Raw genomic sequence first — 18,899 nt, forward strand, 5'->3', positions numbered from 1 at the left:
TTTCGACTCAGTCCGTCGACGTCACAGCTCACGCCAGCAACATCACCAACTTGACGTCGTCGTGCCCCGACAGCCGGAACGTCACCTGCGCGAAATCGATATCGCCGCGTGACGGGTGATGAAAACCGCGCCGTCCACCTTCGCGCTCTACCACGTCCTGCTGCGACCACAGCGCCGCAAACACGGGGCTCTCCCGTTGCAGCGCATCGGTCAGGGCGCGCACAGGCGTGTCGTCCAGATACGCGCTGCATTCGGCGCGAAACTCGGCAACGACGCGCCGCGCGCGGCTTTCCCAATCCTGAATCAATGTCCGCGCCCCCGGGTCGAGGAAGATGTAGCGCAGCAGGTTCTTCGTGCCTGCACCCCCTGCACTCCCCGCACCGCCTGACACGCCCGGCACATCGAGCCATCCACGAAAAATGTCGGCCGCGGCCGCGTTCCAGGCGAGTACGTCCCAGCAGCGATCCAGCGCGTAGGCAGGCGCGGCGACCGCCGCCACCGCCGCTTGCACTTGAGCCGTCGCATGATGCGGCAGCGGCGCTGCGCCGCGCTCCGGATCGCGCTTGCCCGCGAGGTCGAACAGATATGCCCGCTCGGCGCGCGAGAGCCGCAGCGCGCTCGCCACGGCCGCCAGCGCCCCCGCCGAGATCGACACCTCCCTCGCTTGCTCGATCCACGTGTACCAGGTCGACGACAAGCCGCATAACTGCGCAACCTCCTCGCGACGCAGCCCCGGCGTGCGACGGCGGCCCATCGGCGGAAGACCGACGGCGGCGGGCGTCAGTCGTTCGCGATGGGCACGCAGAAAGTCACCGAGCGCCCGACGCTGACGGGCATCATCGTTGTGGGGCGAAGTCGGCGTATGCTCGGCCGAAGGCGAGGAATGTGCGGGCATGGGGGTAGTTTTCATACCAGGATAAAAAGGCAACTTGTACCGGTATCGATGAGCCATTATCGTGAGACCCATCGATGTCGCGCAAGCCCCCCGTACACACGGAATACACCGTGTAAGACGCGACAGATTGCGTCCCGCCCCCAAAAACGAAGGAGACTCCCCGTGAGCGACATGAGCGACACCCATCGGCCCCAAGCCACTGCCTCCCATGAGGCGCACAACGCCGTCGTCACCGGCCAGTTCGGCCCGCAGGCCTCGGCCTATCTGACGAGCGCCAACCATGCGCAGGGTGCCGATCTGGAGCAACTCGCCGCGATTGCTCGCGCACACCCGAACGCGCAAGTCCTCGATCTGGGTTGCGGCGCAGGTCACGTGAGCTTCTTCACCGCACCGCACGTCGCCCGTGTGGTCGCGTACGACCTTTCGGCCGACATGCTCGGTGTGGTCGCGGGCGAAGCGGCCAAGCGCGGGCTGACGAACGTCGACACGCAACTCGGCGCAGCGGAATCGCTGCCGTTCGTCGATGCGTCGTTCGATCTCGTTTTCAGCCGCTACAGCGCACACCATTGGGCGGACGTCGGCGCAGCGCTGCGAGAGATGCGCCGCGTGCTCAAGCCGGGCGGTCGCGTCGTGATCTGCGACGTCGCCTCCAGCGGACAGCCGTTGTTCGACACCTACCTGCAAGCGGTAGAAGTGCTGCGCGACACCTCACACGTGCGCGACTACACGTTGGGTGAATGGATGACGATGGCGGCAGGCGCAGGCTTCTCGGTGGCATCGCTCACCCCGCGCACGCTTGACCTCGACTTCAAGACATGGACGACACGCATGCGCACCCCGGAGTCGATGCAGGTCGCCATCCGCGCACTGCAAACGGCAATGGCGGACGGCGTACGCCAGCACTTCAAGATTCAGGACGACGGTTCGTTCACACTCGACACGCTCACGCTGGAACTCGTTGTCGGCTGAGCGCGTTGCCTCCCCGAATGCCGCCGCCCCCTCCCCCGGCGGGGGCATCACACCCACGCCGGGCACCCTGATCGTCTCGCGTCACTTTCGTTCTGCTTTGTTGACACCGATCCGATTGGATGGGCCCCGGGAAGACAGCGTCCCCGGCGCAAACACGGGCGCGATCTGCTCTGAGACGTATTTCATTGCAACCCGAGCCGCCACCGATGGTGCGAAAAGCGCGCCGGGCGGCTCGACCATGTGCATGACGCGCAAGAACCGGCGGTAAATTGCCGCGTCGTCCACCGCCAGCCCAAGCAGTAACTCCACGTAACGTTGCATGAGCCGCGCTCGCCAGTGCGCTGCCCCCTTCTGCCTCGTCAGACGCAAATCGACGCCAGTCGAGAACGTCCATGCATGCTGTGCAACCTGCGCCAGTCCACGTTGCAACGTCAGACTCCTGGGCGCAGCATCAGCGTTGCGAAGTACATACAGATGGGCGTCGAGGGCCACCGCACTGAGCGCGGCCACGGTCATGCCCTGCCCATAGACCGGGTTGAAACAGCAAGCGGCATCGCCCAGCACCACGAACCCTTCGGGCCAGCGCTTCATCTCACTGAAGTGCCTCACCCGGTTCTCGGTCTGACGAAATCGACGAATCGGCGATACCGGCTCGGCGCCGGCAATCGCGTCGTGAAGTGTCGACACTCGCAGACTGCGGGCAAACGCGGCGAAGCCGTCTTCGTCGCCGGGGGGATAGTCGCCGCCCACGCCCGTCAAGGTCACGATCCAGCGATTGCCCTCAATGGGGAAAATCGTGCCGCTGCGCGGACAGTCCGGTGCACGGCCATGCACCACCAATGCCTGCCAATCTCGCCATGGCGAGCGCTTCGGCACCGCGAAGAGGCGACTCGAATATCCGACGCGGGCGTCGACAACCGTCTCTCGCGGCATATCGAAGCCGGTGGCTTTCAGCCACGATGGCGCGCGGGAATTGCGGCCGCTGGCGTCGACGACGAACGTGGCCGGCAACATCGAAACACTACCTGCCTCTCTCGTCAATCCACCGCAACGTCGCTGAATCGTCACCCCGCAAACTTGCGTTTGCGTTGCGTCGACGCTCAGCCCCGTGACCTCGCACCCTGACATGACAGTGACACGCCGCTCGCCGAGCACACGTTGTCGCACCGCAAATTCAAGCAGGTCGCGGCTCGTCGACCAAGTGACGAAACCCTCGCCTGCGGGGGGCATCCAGCCCGCTGCCGAAAACCAGCGCACCGACCGGTACCAGTCGAGCTGCACGGCGCCGGCGTCCAGCAATGCCTGACCCAGCTCGGGAAAGAGTGCCTCGAGCGTGCGACGTCCACGCATGAGCAACTGATGTACAAATTGACCTTGCGGTACGCCGGCCCGTGAAGCCGACGTATCCGTGAGCTCATCTCGCTCGAGAAGAAATACCTCTTCGAAATGCCCGGTCAGCATGTGGGCCGCAAGCAACCCTGCCATGCCTGCCCCGATCACAATCGCCCGCGACGCGGCGGGCGCTGCTGCCTCCGGCATGACAAACGCAGACGTCGTTGAAGTCATGGCTTGCCTCATTATCGAAACCAGCGGTTCAATCCGCTCAGCGACGTCGGCACGTCGATCTGATGGGCAATCTGCCGATGAAACGCCGGGAGCCGACTCCAATGCAGCCCCGGACGCACATGGTGCGCAAGGTGATACCCATTGTTGAAAAACACGAGATTGAGCCAGGGGTTGGCCTTCGTGTGCGATGCCTTGAAGGGATCGCTCGAGTACAGATCGATATGGTCGTCGTACGTCATGTGGATGAAGTTCACCCAGACCAGCACAATCGGTACGACAAAGAAGATGAGCGCGTTACGGGGATCGTGAAGGAGCAGGCCGATAAGCACCGCATAGCTGGTTGCCACCTGCCAGAGACAGCGCCGACGCAAACGCCTGGAAGTACGCCCGATACGCAGCACGTGATAGTTGTACGTAAAAAAATAATGCGCGATGTACGCAAGCCTCGACATCCGGCAGCCGCCGGCGCCTATCCAGCGCGACGGGTCACGTTCCGGCTCTGTGTAATGCAGATGATGGCCGCGGCTATGATGCAGACGGAATTTCGCGGCGTACATGCCGGTTTGCAGCCACATGACCAACTCGATGAACCGGTTGCCCCAGGCGCCGGAGAACATACCCACATGCGATTGGTTATGCACCGCGGTGGATACCGCGATCTGGGGCAATAAGAGCAGTGCTGCCCATGCGACGGCCGTTCCTGGCGCACGCGCGAAAAGGTAGCCGGCGAACTGCGCGAGCGCCGTCCCCGCCACCAGGGCAAGCGGGGCCAGATCCTCCTGGTAATGCAGCCCTAACCAACGGGCGAGATGTCTCATGATGCCTCCTTGCAAAGCACGGTCCCGACCGGCAGGCGCGCCTCAATGCACCTCGCCAGTCGGCATGTTGCGGCGCAGCCGGGCAAGCAGCGCAGGCGAAGAAAAGCTCCAGCGTGCATTCATCGTGCCAAGCGGACGGTCGAACTGCAGCCACTGACTCTCGCAAGCCAGCGCAGACAGGTGCTCGTGCCGATAAGTCTTGGCGACGATCACGAATCGCACCGACAGCGGAGCGCGCAATTCGGCAAAGCGCTCGAACACAACGTCCAACGAATTGAGCACAAAGGCCAGATCGTGTGAAACCTCGTAGAAACGATGGGAAATGGCGGTCCCGACTTGTCGGGTCGCTTCGATGAGCATCAGACCTGGCACATGGTCCAGCGGATGCTCGAAGAAGAAGGCATGATTCGGGTCAATGTGAAGCGTCGCGATGAAGCAGTCGTGGCCGTCTGGCGTGGCGTCGGCGCGCGTGATCGACGCCACGAAGACATTCGCCGGGTCCGTCTTGTGGACCAGCGTGTGATCAAGCTTACCGTTCATCGTGAGGGCTTCGGCGTCGGTGCCGTCGGGCAGTACGGTCACGTAGCTCGTCAAGGGGGGCTGAAGGTTCATGGCGACTCCATCAGAGAATTACGGGGGACGAAGACCCGTCGTCGCGGCTCGCGGCGACGCGCTGAAAAGTGAGTCACCTGAAGTTATGTCGACGCGTAGTCGCTGTACCCGACGTCGCGCGAGCGGCGTCTGTCACGTTCGCGAGCGCCATGGACAATGCGAGCCACGGCTTCCTGCGCCGAAAGCACACAAGCCTCGATCGATGCGCCGCGCAAATAATCGCCGGCGAACGACAGACCCTCGATGGTGTGCCGGGGGTCATCGAGCAACGCCCTCAACCGATAATGATGCGGTACGTATGCACAAAGGCCGGGATTGAACAGGTGGGCAACAACGTCGCGCCGATCTGCGCGTGCCACCGGAATATATTGACGCAGGGCCGCCTCGGCGAGATCGAGCAGCGTCTGGGCTTGCGCGCCGTCGACATCGCCGGCGAGCCCGACACGTTCGATCAGTTCGCGGGCCTTGCGGCCACTGAACGTATAGCGCACCGTGTCCAACCTATCGACGCCATAGGCACCGGCATTGCTCAGCGCCTGGTCCGGACCAAAAGACAGGCCACGGACCTGCGCCGAGAATATCGGCCGACGATACGCGGCGACAACCACCAACACCGGGTAGTAGCGAATCCCGTCGAGTGCCGCCGCGAGTCCGGCATCGTGTTCGCGCAGCAAATCGGCACTCACGCTTGCAGGCGTCGCGAGCACCACGTGGTCGTATTCCAGATCACGCGTGCCACCGTCCGCATGGCGCACCGCCAAGCCCCGAACCCGACCGTCGCGGACCACGATGCGCTCGACGCGAACATCGCAACGGACCTGCATCGAAGCCGTCGCCGCTTCCACAAAGGCCCCCATGCCGTCCCGAAACTGGTCATAGGTATCGAGCCACATGCCCAAATGGGTGCCGAAGTTGCCAAGGTGAATTTCGTCGGGCTCCGCGCCGTTCATTCGCACCGACATTGCCCGCACAACGGCACGACAGAATGCCGGACTGAAATGGGCGTCGAGCGGCGAATCGTCGGTGCGTCGGGCCAGCCTTGCAAACGATGGGCCGTCGAGAAACCGATTTCGTGCGTCGAACCATACCCGCAGGCAAAGTCCGCCCAGACGCAAGGCGTCTGCCGTGGGACAGCCGCGCAGGTAGGCAAAGGTACTGCCTAGCCGACGCGTGCTGTCCAGCGTGACGATCCGCCCGTCTCGCACGCGCGACGTGTTGATGCCGAAGGGTTCGAACCCAAATGGACCGAGATCGCGAGCGAGCGCACGAAATCGCTCGTAGTGCCGACCGATATTCTTGCCACCAAGATCGATCCGTTCCCCGTCGAGCGTGGCGCCGCATATTCGGCCGCCAAGCGTCGCTCGACGTTCGATCAGCTCAGCGGGAATTCCGGCCTTGCGCAGATAGTGCGCGGTCGCGATTCCGGAGATGCCGCCACCAATGACGGCGCATGCCGTAGTGGATGTCATCGTAGAGCCCCCCGCATGTTCATCGGACATGCTTCAAGTGTCGAGACAATGACACTTAAATGTCACGACATCCTAAGCATAGTCAAACGAAATCATCCGCCTGCATCTCTTAGAGGGGTAACGCATAGTGTTCAATCGCGAGCATCGGAGGCGACTCTTTTTGTTGGCGGCGCGGTTGTCATTGCTTAGGATGACCAACTTTACGATGTCGTCACGCACGCGCATCGTCGCAAAAAAAGGGCCGGGTTCTGCCATATGCAGAACCCGGCCCTCGGCACAGCGACGTTGCGCACGAACTTTACGTCTTCAGTACCTCCCCTCGCTTCACACGCGACCGACGCGGTTACTGCACACGCGTCGGTCCATCGCTATCGTTGGCACCGCCGATCTCGGCTGCGCCAGCGAGCAACGCCACATAGTGACGTAACGCGCGCGCTCGCGCCTGCTCATACAACTGCGCAGCAATGCGATCGGCCACGCGCTCGAAAGGTGGCATGCGCCCTTTCATCCGACGTTCGATACGCACGACGTGAAAGCCATAGCGTGTGTTCACGAGCCTTGGCAACACCCCCAGCCGATCCCCACAGAACAGCACCAGCTCGAACTCCGGCGCGCCGCTGCCGCGGGCGAGCATACCCAGACTTCCTCCTGTGCGTCCCGATGGACAATCCGACATCGATTGCGCCACTGCCTCGAACGAGGCTGGCTCGGCGAGCACCGCGTCCAGGGCGGACTGTGCGCGCGACAACGTGCTGGACAAGGGCACACCGGCCGACAGCGCGAACAGAATATGACTCGCCTGCACCTTGTCGCCAACGCGGAACTGTCCGGCATGCTCGTGGAAATATGCCCGACATTCGGCTTCGGTCGGACGGCGCACGTGTACGTCGCGCGTGAAGAGCGCGTCGACGATGGCGTCGTCGCTCGCGCTCCCGTCATCGGTATCGGCCAGCAGCTGCAAGTCCCGCGCGCGCTGACGTAACAACTCCCGGCTGACGAGCGCACGCTGGGCCGCCGCTTCCGGATCGGCCGCGTCCAGATGCTGATCGATCTCATCGGCGACGCGGCGTGCGTCGATGACAATACCGTTGACACTCAAAGACATGACAGACTCCAACAAAACGTTCATGGCCACCGCACACTCGCCAGCAGCATGCCAGCGAGTCGCTACCTATCGTCAGAATTCGTTCTGAATCCGGCGATAGGCGCGCGCGAGCTGCACGTTCGTGCGGCTCACCGATTCGGAGAACTCGCGCGCGTCGATAGTGACCTTCGGGATGATCGCGAGATCGGTCTCGCGGCTGATATGTGTGGTCGAGGGAATGTAGAAGTTCTCAGGAATATCGCGTCCGTCGATCACGCTGTTGTGCCGCACCACCACGCCGTCGTGCACGACGCAGTTGAACAGCACCGAGTTGAAGCCGATGAAGACGTTATTACCGATCACACAAGGTCCATGCACGATGGAGCGATGGGCGATGGAGGTGTTCTCGCCGATAGTCACGCGTGCGCCGTCTTTCGAATGGATCACGACCCCGTCCTGAATATTGGAATTGGCGCCGATCACGACCGGCTCCATCTTGCCGTCTTCGTCGACCTCGTCGGCGCGAAGCACCGCATAAGGTCCGATGAAGACGTTCTCGCCCACGATGATCTGACCGCACAAAATGGCCGTGGGATCGACGAACGACGTTTCGTGCACCACGGGGTAATCCCCGCGCGGATTCTTTCGCAACATGCTTGAGTCACTCCAGACCGCTCGCTCGTACGCCGGACCACGACAGCACATCGCGCAACAAAGCCATACGCGCAATGCGGACTGTCGACGCTGGTCACGCCGGAATACGCCCTGTGGGCGAGCGGGGGAAGGGAAACACGGACGGGCGCCGTGATACAGACTCTCTCACCGCCGCGAACGGTATATCGAAGTTGTAGGCGATGAGAGACGGAAAGGCAAATGTCCGCGATGACGGTGCGGACTCCCGTTGCGCGCCGCACACACCTGTGTGCGGCACGGAGAAAACTCAGTGCGTCGGACGCGTTGCCGTCGCCTGGCTGTCGTTGGCTGTGCCGGTCGGACGACCGCGCCAGTAACCCGCGAGCAGCGAGCCCGAGAGGTTGTGCCAGACCGAGAACAGTGCCCCCGGCAATGCCGCCAGCGGCGTGAAGTAGACCTTGCCAAGCGTGGCGGCCAGACCCGAGTTCTGCATACCGACCTCGATGGCCAGCGTGCGGCAGATCGATTCGTCGAAGCCCAGCAGACGACCGCCCCAGTAACCGCCGAGCAGCCCCAGTCCGTTGTGCAGAATCACGCCCACCATGACCAGCGGGCCCACCGTGGCAATGTTGCCCTGATTCGCCCCGACGACGGCGCCGATGATGAGCACGATCGCCACCATCGAGACAAGCGGTAGAACACCTTCGATGGCACGCACCGCGCGGCCGAAGAAGTGATTGATGAGCAGACCCGCGCCAATCGGCAGCGCCACGATCTGAAGAATCGACAACAACATACCCTCGACGTCCACAGCAATCGAGGCATCGACGTACAAGCGCGTGAGCAGCGGCGTCGCGAACACGCCGACGAGGGTCGACATGGCACTGATGGTGACCGACAGCGCAACATCGCCGCGGGCGAGATAGATCATGACATTCGATGCCGTGCCGCTCGCTACGCTGCCAACAAGCACCATGCCCGCCGTCAGATCGGGGGGCATGTGAAGCACGCGCGCAATGATCCAGGCGGCCAGCGGCATCACCAGATAGTGCAGCACCACACCCGCAACGATGGGGGCGGGACGGGTGAACACACGTTTGAAGTCGTCGAACGTCAGCGTGACGCCCATCGCAAACATCACCACGGTGAGCAGTGCCGTGACATGCGGCGTAATGCCGGTGAAACTGCCCGGCGAGAAGAAAGCGAAGACAGACAGCAGCAAGGCCCACAAGGGGAACAGCCGGGTGACACGGGCGATCATGAGAGTCTCGGGCGCAAAAAGTTAATATTTTACTTATTTTGCGCAGAGCACCCGTCGGGGCCGCCCCCGAGGGGCCTGACAGCACTGGCGAAGGCGCGTCTTTGCGCTCGTTCGCGTGCGTACCGGAGCATGTATTCCGAAGCTGCCGGGCGGCCTCTCTCAGCCCCATGCCGCAGCTCAAATTCACCGGAATGTTGAGCTGCGTGCACATCGTCGATGCCTCCGGCGAAGCGCTTAATCGCGCTTCGGTTTGCCCATCAGCAGTGCGCCACCGGCACCGTCGCGACGCGCCGGACGCGGACCGCGCTGTCCGAAGTCGCCGCGTTCGCCGCCACCGCCGCCGTTCTGCGGGCGCGGTGCGTTCTGCCCCTGACGCGCATTGCCTGCACCCTGTACGGCGCGCGCGGGTGTGCGCTGAGCGTCACCCGGATTGCCCGGACGCTTCGGTGCCTGCTCGCGGCGTCCGGCGGACTGCGCGACGGTGATGCCGTTGCCAGCATTACCACCGTTCCCGCCCTGACGGCCGCTGCGTTCGCCTTCGCGACGCGGCTTTGCTTCGCCGCCCTGGCGCGCGCCGCGGCCACCGTCACGCGGCTCTCGCGGCTCACGAGATTCGCGAGGCGCACGTACGCTTTGACGCGCGTCGTCGCCACCGCTATTGCGGCCGCCTCGTCCACCGCCACCACCACCTGCGCCACGGCCGTTACCCTGCTGATTCTTGCGAATCGGCTGTGCCACGGCGTGCGGATCCGGCTCGAAGCCCGGAATGACCTCGCGGTCGATGGTGCGCTTGATGAGACGCTCGATTTGCTGGAGCAGTTGATGCTCGTCCACGCACACGAGGGAGACGGCTTCGCCGTTCGCGCCTGCACGGCCCGTACGGCCGATGCGGTGCACGTAGTCTTCCGCCACTTCCGGCAGATCGAAGTTCACGACGTGCGGCAGTTGGTCGATGTCGATACCGCGCGCGGCGATATCGGTCGCGACCAGCACCTGCAGCGTGCCGCTCTTGAACTCGGCGAGCGCACGCGTGCGTGCGCCCTGACTCTTGTTGCCGTGGATCGCCAGCGCCGGAATGCCACCCTTCGTCAGCTGTTCCGCCAGACGGTTCGCACCGTGCTTGGTGCGCGTGAAGACCAGCACCTGAAACCAGTTGTGCTCGCGAACGAGGTGTTCGAGCAGTTCGCGCTTGCGATCGCGGTCGACCGGATAAATCTTCTGGTCGACGGTCTCGGCCGTGGTGTTGCGACGCGCGACTTCGATCAGCGCAGGCGACTTGAGCAAGCCGTCGGCCAGTTGTTTGATTTCGTCGGAGAACGTTGCCGAGAAGAGCAGGTTCTGACGTTGTGCGGGCAGCACTGCCAGCACACGACGGATATCGCGAATGAAGCCCATGTCGAGCATGCGATCCGCTTCGTCGAGCACGAGAATTTCGACGCCGGACAGATCGACCGTCTTCTGTTGCATGTGGTCGAGCAGACGGCCCGGCGTGGCAACGAGGATATCGACGCCGCGTGCGAGTTGCTTGACCTGCGGCACCATCGACACGCCGCCGAACACGGTCATCGAGGTCAGACGCAGATACTTACCGTATTGCGTGACACTTTCTTCGACCTGAGCGGCCAGCTCGCGCGTGGGGGTCAGCACGAGCGCGCGCACCTTACGCTTGCCGTTGGCGGCAGCCGGGTGCGAACGCGAAGAGAGCATTTGCAGGATAGGCAGCGTGAAGCCTGCCGTCTTACCGGTTCCGGTCTGCGCACCGGCGAGAAGATCGCCGCCTTGCAGAACGGCCGGAATCGCTTGCAGTTGAATCGGGGTCGGCTGCGTGTAACCGAGATCGGCTACCGCGCGCAAGATGTCGGCCGACAGGCCGAGCGTTTCAAAAGACATATAAAGACCAATGCGCGGACTCCACGATGTGTGTCCCCGCGCGTATCGATGTTGTTTGTTCTTGATGGAATGCCCGCGTGGGCGTGCGACACGCATCGCGCTCATCCGGGCGACGCGTCTGAAGACGCCAGCAAGACGACCCGCCGGCGAATGAAACTCTGCGGCTTGGCGGGCGAGACCGTCGCGGGTACGGCCGTGTCTTGAAAGCACGTAGTTTACCATGCGCCCATGCCCAAGTCAGTCGACATCGCGCCCGGACGAACCGCTACACTGACGACACCCCGTCCCTCATCCGTGCCCAGCGCCTGCCCATCCTGTGCGATTTGACCTGACCGATCTGCGTCTTTGCCTGCTGGTGGCCGAAGCCGGCAGCATCACCGGCGGCGCCGAGCGCGCGCATCTCACACTGGCCTCCGCCAGCGCCCGCATTCGCGGCCTTGAAGAGACGCTGGGCGTAGCACTCTTCATGCGCCATCCTCAGGGCGTCGTGCCCACCCCCGCCGGACGCGCCCTGCTCGCGCACGCGCGTCGCGTGCTGCTTCAGATCGAGCAGATGCGCGGGGAACTCGGCGAGTACGCCGCTGGCCTCAAGGGTAACGTGCGCATCGCGTCGAACACGGTCGCCATGTCCGAACTCCTGCCCGATCTGCTTGGCGCGTTCCTCACCGAGCATCCCAACGTGGAAATCGCGTTGCGCGAGCAGACGAGTCCCGCCGTCGTGCAAGCCGTACTCGAAGGCGCAGCGGACATCGGCGTGGTATCCGACTGGATCGAGTTGACGGGACTAGAGACGGTGCCGTTCCGGCAGGACCGTCTGGTGATCGTCACGCCACCGGGACACACGCTGGCGGCACGCGAGGGCGTTGCGTTTGCCGACGTGCTCGACGCGGAGTTCATCGGCCTGCCCGCGCAGAGCGCGCTGGCCGAGCACATCGACGGTCATGCCAGACGCGCGGGACGCGCCCTGCACTATCGGCTACGGTTGCGCGACTTCGACAGCCTGTGCCGCGCGGTGGCGACGGGTGCTGCGCTGGGCATCGTCCCCCTGAGTGCCGCCCACCGCTCGGCCGCTACGCTCGACATCGGCATCGTGCCGCTGGTCGACCCGTGGGCGTTGCGCACGCTGGTGCTGTGCGTGCGCGAACGCGACGCCCTGCCGGTGTATGCCCGCCAACTGCTCGATCACCTGCAAGCGCCGCCCGTCGAGACAACCCACACAAACAAAAACGGCACGACGTAATTGTCGTGCCGCTCGTGTTGGCCTGACGCCCCCTTGCTTCAGAGCGTCTGCGGCAGCGTTACATCGCCGCCGGGCGCGACGCGCCGCGTCCGCGCAGCAGGGCGTACAGAATGATCGCGCCGAACGTCGCGCAACCGATGCCGCCCAGAGAGAAGCTGCCGAACTTCAGCGTGAAGTCGCCTGCACCCAGCACCAGCGTCACGGCCGCGACGATCAGGTTGCGGTTGTCCGAGAAGTCGACCTTGTTCTGCACCCAGATGCGCGCGCCGGCCACCGTAATCAGACCGAACACCACAATCGACACGCCGCCCAGCACCGGCCCCGGAATCGTCTGGATCACTGCGCCGAACTTCGGCGAGAAGCCCAGCACCAGCGCCAGCACGGCCGCAACCGCGAACACCAGCGTCGAGTAGATCTTCGTCACGGCCATCACGCCGATGTTCTCGGCATACGTCGTCACGCCCGTGCCGCCGACGCTGCCCGACACGATGGTCGCCAGCCCGTCGCCAAGGAACGCGCGTCCCATGTAACGGTCGAGGTTCTGTCCCGTCATGGCGCTCACGGCCTTGATGTGCCCCAGATTTTCAGCCACCAGAATGATGGCGATGGGTGCGAGCAGCACCATCGCTTCAGGTTTGAACACCGGTGCGGCAAAGTGCGGCAGACCGAACCACGCGGCGTTGGCCACGACGGCGAAGTCGATCGGCTTGCCCAGCCCCATACCGTTCGTCAGTACCGCGTAGAGCACATAGGCGAGCAGCAGGCCGACCAGAATCAGCAAACGCTGGACCATGCCGCGCGCGAACACAGCCACGAGACCCACGCATAGCACCGTCGCCAGCGCCATCCAGGTGTCGAAGCTGGTGGCCGAGACGCCCTTGACAGCGACCGGGGCCAGGTTCAGGCCGATCACCGCGACGACCGCGCCCGTCACGACGGGCGGCATGAGCGCTTCGATCCAGCGCGTGCCGACGACCATCACGATCAGGCCGATGATGGCGTAGAGCACCCCGCACGCAATGATCCCGCCGAGCGCGACGGGAATGTTCAGGTTCGGACCGCTGCCCGCATAGCCCGTCACCGAAATGACCAGACCGATGAACGCGAAGCTGGAGCCGAGATAGCTCGGCACGCGTCCGCCAACGAGCACGAAGAACAGCAACGTGCCGATGCCCGACATGAAGATAGCGAGATTCGGATCGAAGCCCATGAGCAACGGGGCCAGCACGGTCGAACCGAACATGGCGACCACGTGCTGCACGCCCATCGCGATGGTCTGCGGCCACGGCAGACGCTCATCGGGGGCGATCACGCGCCCGGAGGCGGTGTCCTGCGGTTGCCACTTCGGAAAGTAACCCTCGGCCATATCGATCTTCTCCTGTGTGTCGTGCCGTATCGTGTGGTCCCTACCGTGCGCATCACACGCTAAGTGCGTGAGGCGATAGGGAAAAACTGGCCGCAGTGTACGGAGCGCCCGCACGGAAGGCAAGGCAAGAAAGCGCGGATACCTGATACGTTGGGATGGCACGACAGACGGCGCGTCCACGCGCCGGTCCGGGCACTCGTCAAACGGGCGAGCTGGGATCGGCGACCCGGGTCGGGGCCATCAGGCGCGTGACAAGAGCCGACGCCGTCAGCGCTTGGCAAGTCCTTGCAAGATCACGTCTGCCAGCGCGGTGTAGTTGCCGTCGAAATGGTGGCCGCCGGGCATCTTCACGACCTGCACCCGTTTGGGGTCGAGTCCCGGACAGTTGCTGTCGTCCTCGTCCGCGCCGTAGATGCACATTGCCATGCCGTCGGGCAAACGCTCCACCTCGGGCCGGATCGGCAGCCCGTTCTGGCTCGACATCACCCAGTTGGTCATGCGGAACTCGAAATCGGCCTTCTGACCCAGCCCCATCAGTACCAGCAGGCCTACACGCTCACGCGCCAGCGGCGGCATCCGGTTGACCATGAACGGCAGCACGTCGGCCCCTTGCGAGTAGCCGATCAGAATCGCGCGCTTCTTGTTCCAGCGAGTCTGATAGAAGCGCATGAGACGGTCGATGTCGAGTGCGCCGGACGCTGGTGTGCGCGCCGACCAGAAGTACCGCAGCGAATCGACCCCCACGACGGGAATGCCATGGGCGGCAAGTGCCCCGGCGACGTCGCGATCGAGCCCGGCCCAGCCGCCGTCGCCCGACATCAGGATGGCGAAGGTATCGCCCAGATTTGCGGCGGGCTTGCCCGTCGCAGGCACCTCGATCACGGGCAAATCGGCGACGGCAGCAGGCGGTCGCGCCGTGCCTGCCACGTGGTGCGCATTCAGACGCCGGAACGCATTCTTGTACTGCGTCACCCAATCGGCCAGCACCGGCGTGGACGAAGCACTGGCTGCCGAGGCCGACGTCGTACCGCTCGTATCCATCGCCCCCAGACTGCCCGCCAGCCCGCCCACGAGCCAGTTGGAATTCGGTGTGCGCGCGGCGAACTCCTGCGCGACATGGTCCGAGCAACGCGGTGCGCGCGCCGGACTGGCAGGACCGCCCATCGGGCCACCCATCGCCAGCCACGGGGCACTCATCACCGGCGCAGGCAGCAAGCGCATCGGTGCGCCGCCCGGCGTGTGGGTGATGCCGCGGCCAAAATGCACGCCTTCACCCTGACACAGCGGACGCGACATCGGCAGCACCGGACAGAAGTCGACGGACAACGCGCCGGAGAACGTGTCGCTACCGGCCTGCGCCAGCATGGCGTACGCGAACGTGCCGCCGACGCCATCGCCCACGAGAATCGGCGGGGTATAGCCCGGCAGTTTGACGGCGGCCTCGACCCATCGGCCGAAGTTATCGAGATCGCCCGCCGCGTAGACGCACGCGATATCGTCCTTCGTGTAGTTCGCCATCAGCCGCGCGGTGTCGATGCCCGCGACCAGCGCGCCGGTGTCGGCCAATGCACGGGCCATGCGCTCGGCGCGTGGCGTCCAGCCGTCGTCGTCGGAGAAGAACAGCACTGTCGCGTTGGGTTCGCCTTCCGGCCGGAAGATGGGAACGCTCTCGAAGCGGCCGTGCGTCATGATCTCGGGGGCAGCCCCGCCCGTGCCCGCGCTACGAAAGGCCACCGCGCCAGCCGCCGCAGCCGCCGCCTGCGGCATCACGGGTGCGGGCACGCTCGACGCCGCGGCGGGCGATTGCGCTACCGGTCCGGCTTTCGGCGCGGGCTTGAGCACGTTCAATGGATTGCCGCGTTGCTCAGCGGTCCTCGACGTCTGCGCCATCGCGGAAAAAGCGGACACGGTCAACGTCAATGCGAGCGCCGCTGCATAGCACGCCGCACGCACGGGCTGTCCTCGCTTCACGCCGTCGTTCACAGATTCCGCACGCCTGCCGTCGCGCTTGCCATCCATCGCCATCGTGCTCCCTGTCATTTCGTAATCATCCCTTTCCAGCCGCCGCCCACGAGCGAAGCGACGTCAGCCAGTGTCAGCATGGGTGCAATGCCGCCCGGCGTCATCAGATAGCGCGCCTCCCATTGCGGATCGAACTTGTCCTTGAAGCTGCGCAGTCCCCGGAAGTTATAGAAGCGCGCGCCGTGCGCGAACATCATCCGCCCGAAGCGGTGCCAGCGCGGCGCAAGCTGGTGCGTCTCCATGCCCGACATCGGCGCCATGCCGAGGCCGAAGCGTTGATAGCCCTGTTCCTTGAAATGCAGCATCAGCTTCGCGAAGAGGAAGTCCATCGTGCCCGGCGGCGAATCGGGTACCTGACGCATCAGATCGATGCTCGCTTCGATGCGCTGCACGTCGGGACACATCAGCGTGGCAAACGCGACGAGCCGTTCTTCGCGCCGAACGAGCGCCACCGGCTGACGCACGACGTACGCATCGTCGAACGCCCCCAGCGAGAAGCCCTTCTCGCGCGTGTGCTGACGGGCAAGCCATGCATTCGACACAAGCCGCATCTCCGCCAGGTGGGGCGCAACGTTCTCCGGCGGGACAATCTCCAGCGTCAGTCCTTCGCGCTCGCCGCGCGTCACACCATGACGCAGATTCGCACGACGCGCCCCTTGCAGACCGAACTCCGGCAGCGAGACGAACGCCTCTTCACCCAGTTTGTACGCGCGCAATCCTGCGTCGATGTATAGCGGCAACGCTTGTGGACGCGTCTTGTAGAACGCCGCGCGACCGCCGTGCGCGTCGGCCAGTTCGATGAACCGCCAGATCAGCTCTGGCCATTCCTTCTGATCGCCGACCGGATCCGAGAGCGATACCCACGAGCGGCGATGCTTCGCGTACATGATGAACGCGTTACCCGATGGCGAGAACAGGAAGCTCTTGTCGCCCATAAGCGCGAGACACGCGTCGGCGGCAGGTTGCTTGCGGATGACGGCCTTCGCGCGCGCCAGTTCGTCTTCCGTCGCGGGCACCATCGCGCCGGGCGATTGCCGCAGCAGTTGCCATAACGACAGGCCCAGCCCGATCACAGCGACGACCATCAGCGCACGCATCGATCGTGGCGCATCGCCGTCGAACGTGAATTGCCACCAGAGCTGATTGGCGTAGCCGACGCGCCGGTACGACATGAACATCAGCCACGTACACGCGCCCAGCACCGACAGCACGGCGATGATCCAGCCCGGTTCGAACGACTGCGTGAATAGCGATGAACGCCGGTCGAACTGCTTGCGCGAGACGAGCAGCAAGGTCGCGAGTACGGCCAGCACGAAGAATTCCGACAACGCAATGCCCTTCGGAATCGCCAGCACCGCCGCGATGACGGTGAGGCCCAGCGAGCCCCACCACGCCGCGTCGAGCCGGTGCAGCAGACCGCGCGCAAGGAACAGCATCGACAGCCCCGCCACGCTGCCCAGCAGGTGCGACACCTCCACGAGGAACAGCGGCACGTGGCGTCGCAGGAAGTCCTCGGCATCGCGCGTTGCAGGCGTCACCCCCGAGATCAGCAGCATCACACCGGCCACGAGCGTGAGTGCGGCGAGCAAACCGGGGAAGAGACGTACGGCGGCGCGGCCGATCGGGGCGGCCGGTCCTTGCCGCAATTCGAACGCCGCGAGCAGGCACGCAGCGAAGATCAGCGGCAGCAGATAGTAGATGCCGCGATACAGCACCAGCGCACCCGCGACCTGACTGATCGGTGCGTGGCCGTTCGTCGCCAGCAGGATCACCGCTTCGAACACGCCGACGCCGCCCGGTACATGACTGAGCACGCCGAGCGCCATGGCGATGGCGTAGAAGACGACGAACGTCGGCAGATCCACCACACCGGCGGGCAGCAGGCACCAGAGCGCGGCGGCGGCCATGCCCAGGTCGGCGGCGGAGATCACCAACTGACGCAACGCGAGGCGCAGCGGCGGCAACGGCATCGACCAGCGCCCGAAGATCGCGACCGACTGTTTGCGTGCACACAGGACGAAGAACGCGGCCGCGCCCGCCAGCAGCAGCACGGCGAAGGCCTGCAACACCCACGCGGGAATCGGCACCAGCGCCGAGACGCGCGACGCGCCCCACAACATCCCCAGCGAGCCGAACACCGTCATCCCGAGACCGAACGCCCCGGCGTTGAAGGCGACCGCCTGCGCGACCTTTGAGGCATCGACACCCGCCGCCGCGTACATCCGCATGCGCACCGTGCCGCCGGTCAGCACGCCGAGACCGACGGAGTTGCCCAGCGCATAGGCGATGAACGACGTCAGCACGACAGTCGAGCGCTTCACCTTCGCCCCGGCGAACGCCAGCCCCGAGATGTCGTATCCGGTGAGCGCGGCATAACTCGCTAACGTTGCCAGCATGGCAAGCACCAGGCGCGTTACCGGCGTCGCGTGAATGGCGGCGATCACGTTGTCGTAATGCACGTGTCGCAACATGTGATGCAGCGCGTCGAAAACGAACAGGCCGAGCAGCAGCACACCAGCGACGATCAGCCACGGGCGGGCGGCACTCCACGGAAAGCGTCTGATCAGGCGGATGGGCGCGGGCAAGGCCAGCCAAGCGGCCTCAACGGGCGAAGGGGAGGAAGAACTGGGTAATTCGGGCGGGTTGCCGTCACCCCCGCCAGCGGCAGAGGCCGCAGCGCTGTGTCCGGCAGTGGCCGGAGAAAGCGCCACAGGAGAAGCGGGTTCGGCGGGCCGGCTCGGGCGCGCACGGGGCGGTTCAGTCATGTTTCGGTCGTTCCTTCGGCCGGCACGACGTCATCGGGACGCCGCCCTCAAGGCCTGTGGGCGAGTCGGAGCCTGTCAGTCTTGGGAGATAGCTTACACCGCGATGCGTAACAGGTCTTGTCGGTGCGCCACTGACAAAGCTTGCACCTGGGGCGCCGAAATGCCCGCAAAGCGCCGCCGCACGGGCGTCTGCGGTCGATGCTTCACGTTATGAGGGAGTTTTGGCAGCGCAATATCGGTGACATTCGCCGCGCCGTGCCCGTCTCACGGGGCTGCGCTCGGGCGATTGCATCCCCCTATCGCCAGAAA

At 64.5% G+C, this 18,899-nt stretch carries 14 protein-coding genes; 2 read left to right on the plus strand and 12 right to left on the minus strand.

Annotated features, from left to right (window positions below):
• Positions 1-28: 28 nt before the first annotated feature.
• Positions 29-895 (minus strand): helix-turn-helix transcriptional regulator, encoded by an 867-nt coding sequence (locus PAN31117_RS10135; protein ID WP_150738099.1) that lies wholly within the window; start codon positions 893-895, stop codon positions 29-31.
• A 171-nt stretch (positions 896-1,066) separates the two neighbouring features.
• Between PAN31117_RS10135 and PAN31117_RS10140 the strand changes: the two genes are divergently transcribed.
• Positions 1,067-1,864 carry a class I SAM-dependent methyltransferase gene (locus tag PAN31117_RS10140; protein WP_150738272.1) on the plus strand — a complete coding sequence of 266 codons (798 nt, stop codon included), beginning with the start codon at positions 1,067-1,069 and terminating at the stop codon, positions 1,862-1,864.
• A gap of 81 nt (positions 1,865-1,945) precedes the next feature.
• Here PAN31117_RS10140 and PAN31117_RS10145 read toward each other — a convergent pair whose 3' ends face one another.
• The 8 genes from PAN31117_RS10145 to PAN31117_RS10180 all read right to left on the minus strand — a co-directional run bounded on the left by PAN31117_RS10145 (position 1,946) and on the right by PAN31117_RS10180 (position 11,197).
• Positions 1,946-3,430: an NAD(P)/FAD-dependent oxidoreductase gene (locus PAN31117_RS10145; protein ID WP_150738100.1), complete on the minus strand. Its 1,485-nt coding sequence runs from the start codon at positions 3,428-3,430 to the stop codon at positions 1,946-1,948.
• An 11-nt stretch (positions 3,431-3,441) separates the two neighbouring features.
• Complete coding sequence (locus PAN31117_RS10150) at positions 3,442-4,248, minus strand: fatty acid desaturase (protein WP_150738101.1); 807 nt, start codon at positions 4,246-4,248, stop codon at positions 3,442-3,444.
• A 42-nt stretch (positions 4,249-4,290) separates the two neighbouring features.
• The gene (locus PAN31117_RS10155; protein ID WP_150738102.1) at positions 4,291-4,860 is read right to left on the minus strand and encodes an AfsA-related hotdog domain-containing protein; all 570 of its coding nucleotides are present in this window, start codon (positions 4,858-4,860) and stop codon (positions 4,291-4,293) included.
• A gap of 83 nt (positions 4,861-4,943) precedes the next feature.
• The gene (locus tag PAN31117_RS10160) at positions 4,944-6,359 is read right to left on the minus strand and encodes a protoporphyrinogen/coproporphyrinogen oxidase (protein WP_246189010.1); all 1,416 of its coding nucleotides are present in this window, start codon (positions 6,357-6,359) and stop codon (positions 4,944-4,946) included.
• A 313-nt stretch (positions 6,360-6,672) separates the two neighbouring features.
• Positions 6,673-7,434, minus strand: coding sequence for a peptidylprolyl isomerase (locus PAN31117_RS10165; protein WP_306440189.1), 762 nt, complete (start codon positions 7,432-7,434; stop codon positions 6,673-6,675).
• Between the two features lie 72 nt (positions 7,435-7,506).
• On the minus strand, positions 7,507-8,067 hold the full coding sequence (locus tag PAN31117_RS10170; RefSeq protein WP_150738104.1) for a DapH/DapD/GlmU-related protein: 561 nt from the start codon (positions 8,065-8,067) through the stop codon (positions 7,507-7,509).
• Positions 8,068-8,353: 286 nt separating this feature from the next.
• Positions 8,354-9,307 (minus strand): ketopantoate/pantoate/pantothenate transporter PanS, encoded by a 954-nt coding sequence (gene panS, locus PAN31117_RS10175; protein ID WP_150738105.1) that lies wholly within the window; start codon positions 9,305-9,307, stop codon positions 8,354-8,356.
• A gap of 234 nt (positions 9,308-9,541) precedes the next feature.
• The gene (locus PAN31117_RS10180; RefSeq protein WP_150738106.1) at positions 9,542-11,197 is read right to left on the minus strand and encodes a DEAD/DEAH box helicase; all 1,656 of its coding nucleotides are present in this window, start codon (positions 11,195-11,197) and stop codon (positions 9,542-9,544) included.
• Positions 11,198-11,513: 316 nt separating this feature from the next.
• Here PAN31117_RS10180 and PAN31117_RS10185 point away from each other — a divergent pair, with 316 nt between their 5' ends.
• Positions 11,514-12,437 carry a LysR substrate-binding domain-containing protein gene (locus PAN31117_RS10185; RefSeq protein WP_150738107.1) on the plus strand — a complete coding sequence of 308 codons (924 nt, stop codon included), beginning with the start codon at positions 11,514-11,516 and terminating at the stop codon, positions 12,435-12,437.
• Positions 12,438-12,495: 58 nt separating this feature from the next.
• Here the strand turns inward: PAN31117_RS10185 and PAN31117_RS10190 are convergent, their stop codons facing one another.
• The 3 genes from PAN31117_RS10190 to mprF form a co-directional block, all read right to left on the minus strand.
• Complete coding sequence (locus PAN31117_RS10190) at positions 12,496-13,803, minus strand: solute carrier family 23 protein (protein ID WP_150738108.1); 1,308 nt, start codon at positions 13,801-13,803, stop codon at positions 12,496-12,498.
• Between the two features lie 267 nt (positions 13,804-14,070).
• Entirely contained in the window at positions 14,071-15,843 is a 1,773-nt protein-coding gene (locus PAN31117_RS10195) for a virulence factor family protein (protein WP_246189011.1), read from the minus strand.
• Entirely contained in the window at positions 15,840-18,590 is a 2,751-nt protein-coding gene (mprF, locus tag PAN31117_RS10200; RefSeq protein ID WP_150738109.1) for a bifunctional lysylphosphatidylglycerol flippase/synthetase MprF, read from the minus strand. The genes PAN31117_RS10195 and mprF overlap by 4 nt, the downstream gene beginning before the upstream one ends.
• Positions 18,591-18,899 lie beyond the last annotated feature (309 nt).

This window comes from Pandoraea anapnoica, from assembly GCF_902459765.1.
In the GTDB taxonomy this organism is placed as follows: Bacteria; Pseudomonadota; Gammaproteobacteria; order Burkholderiales; family Burkholderiaceae; genus Pandoraea; species Pandoraea anapnoica.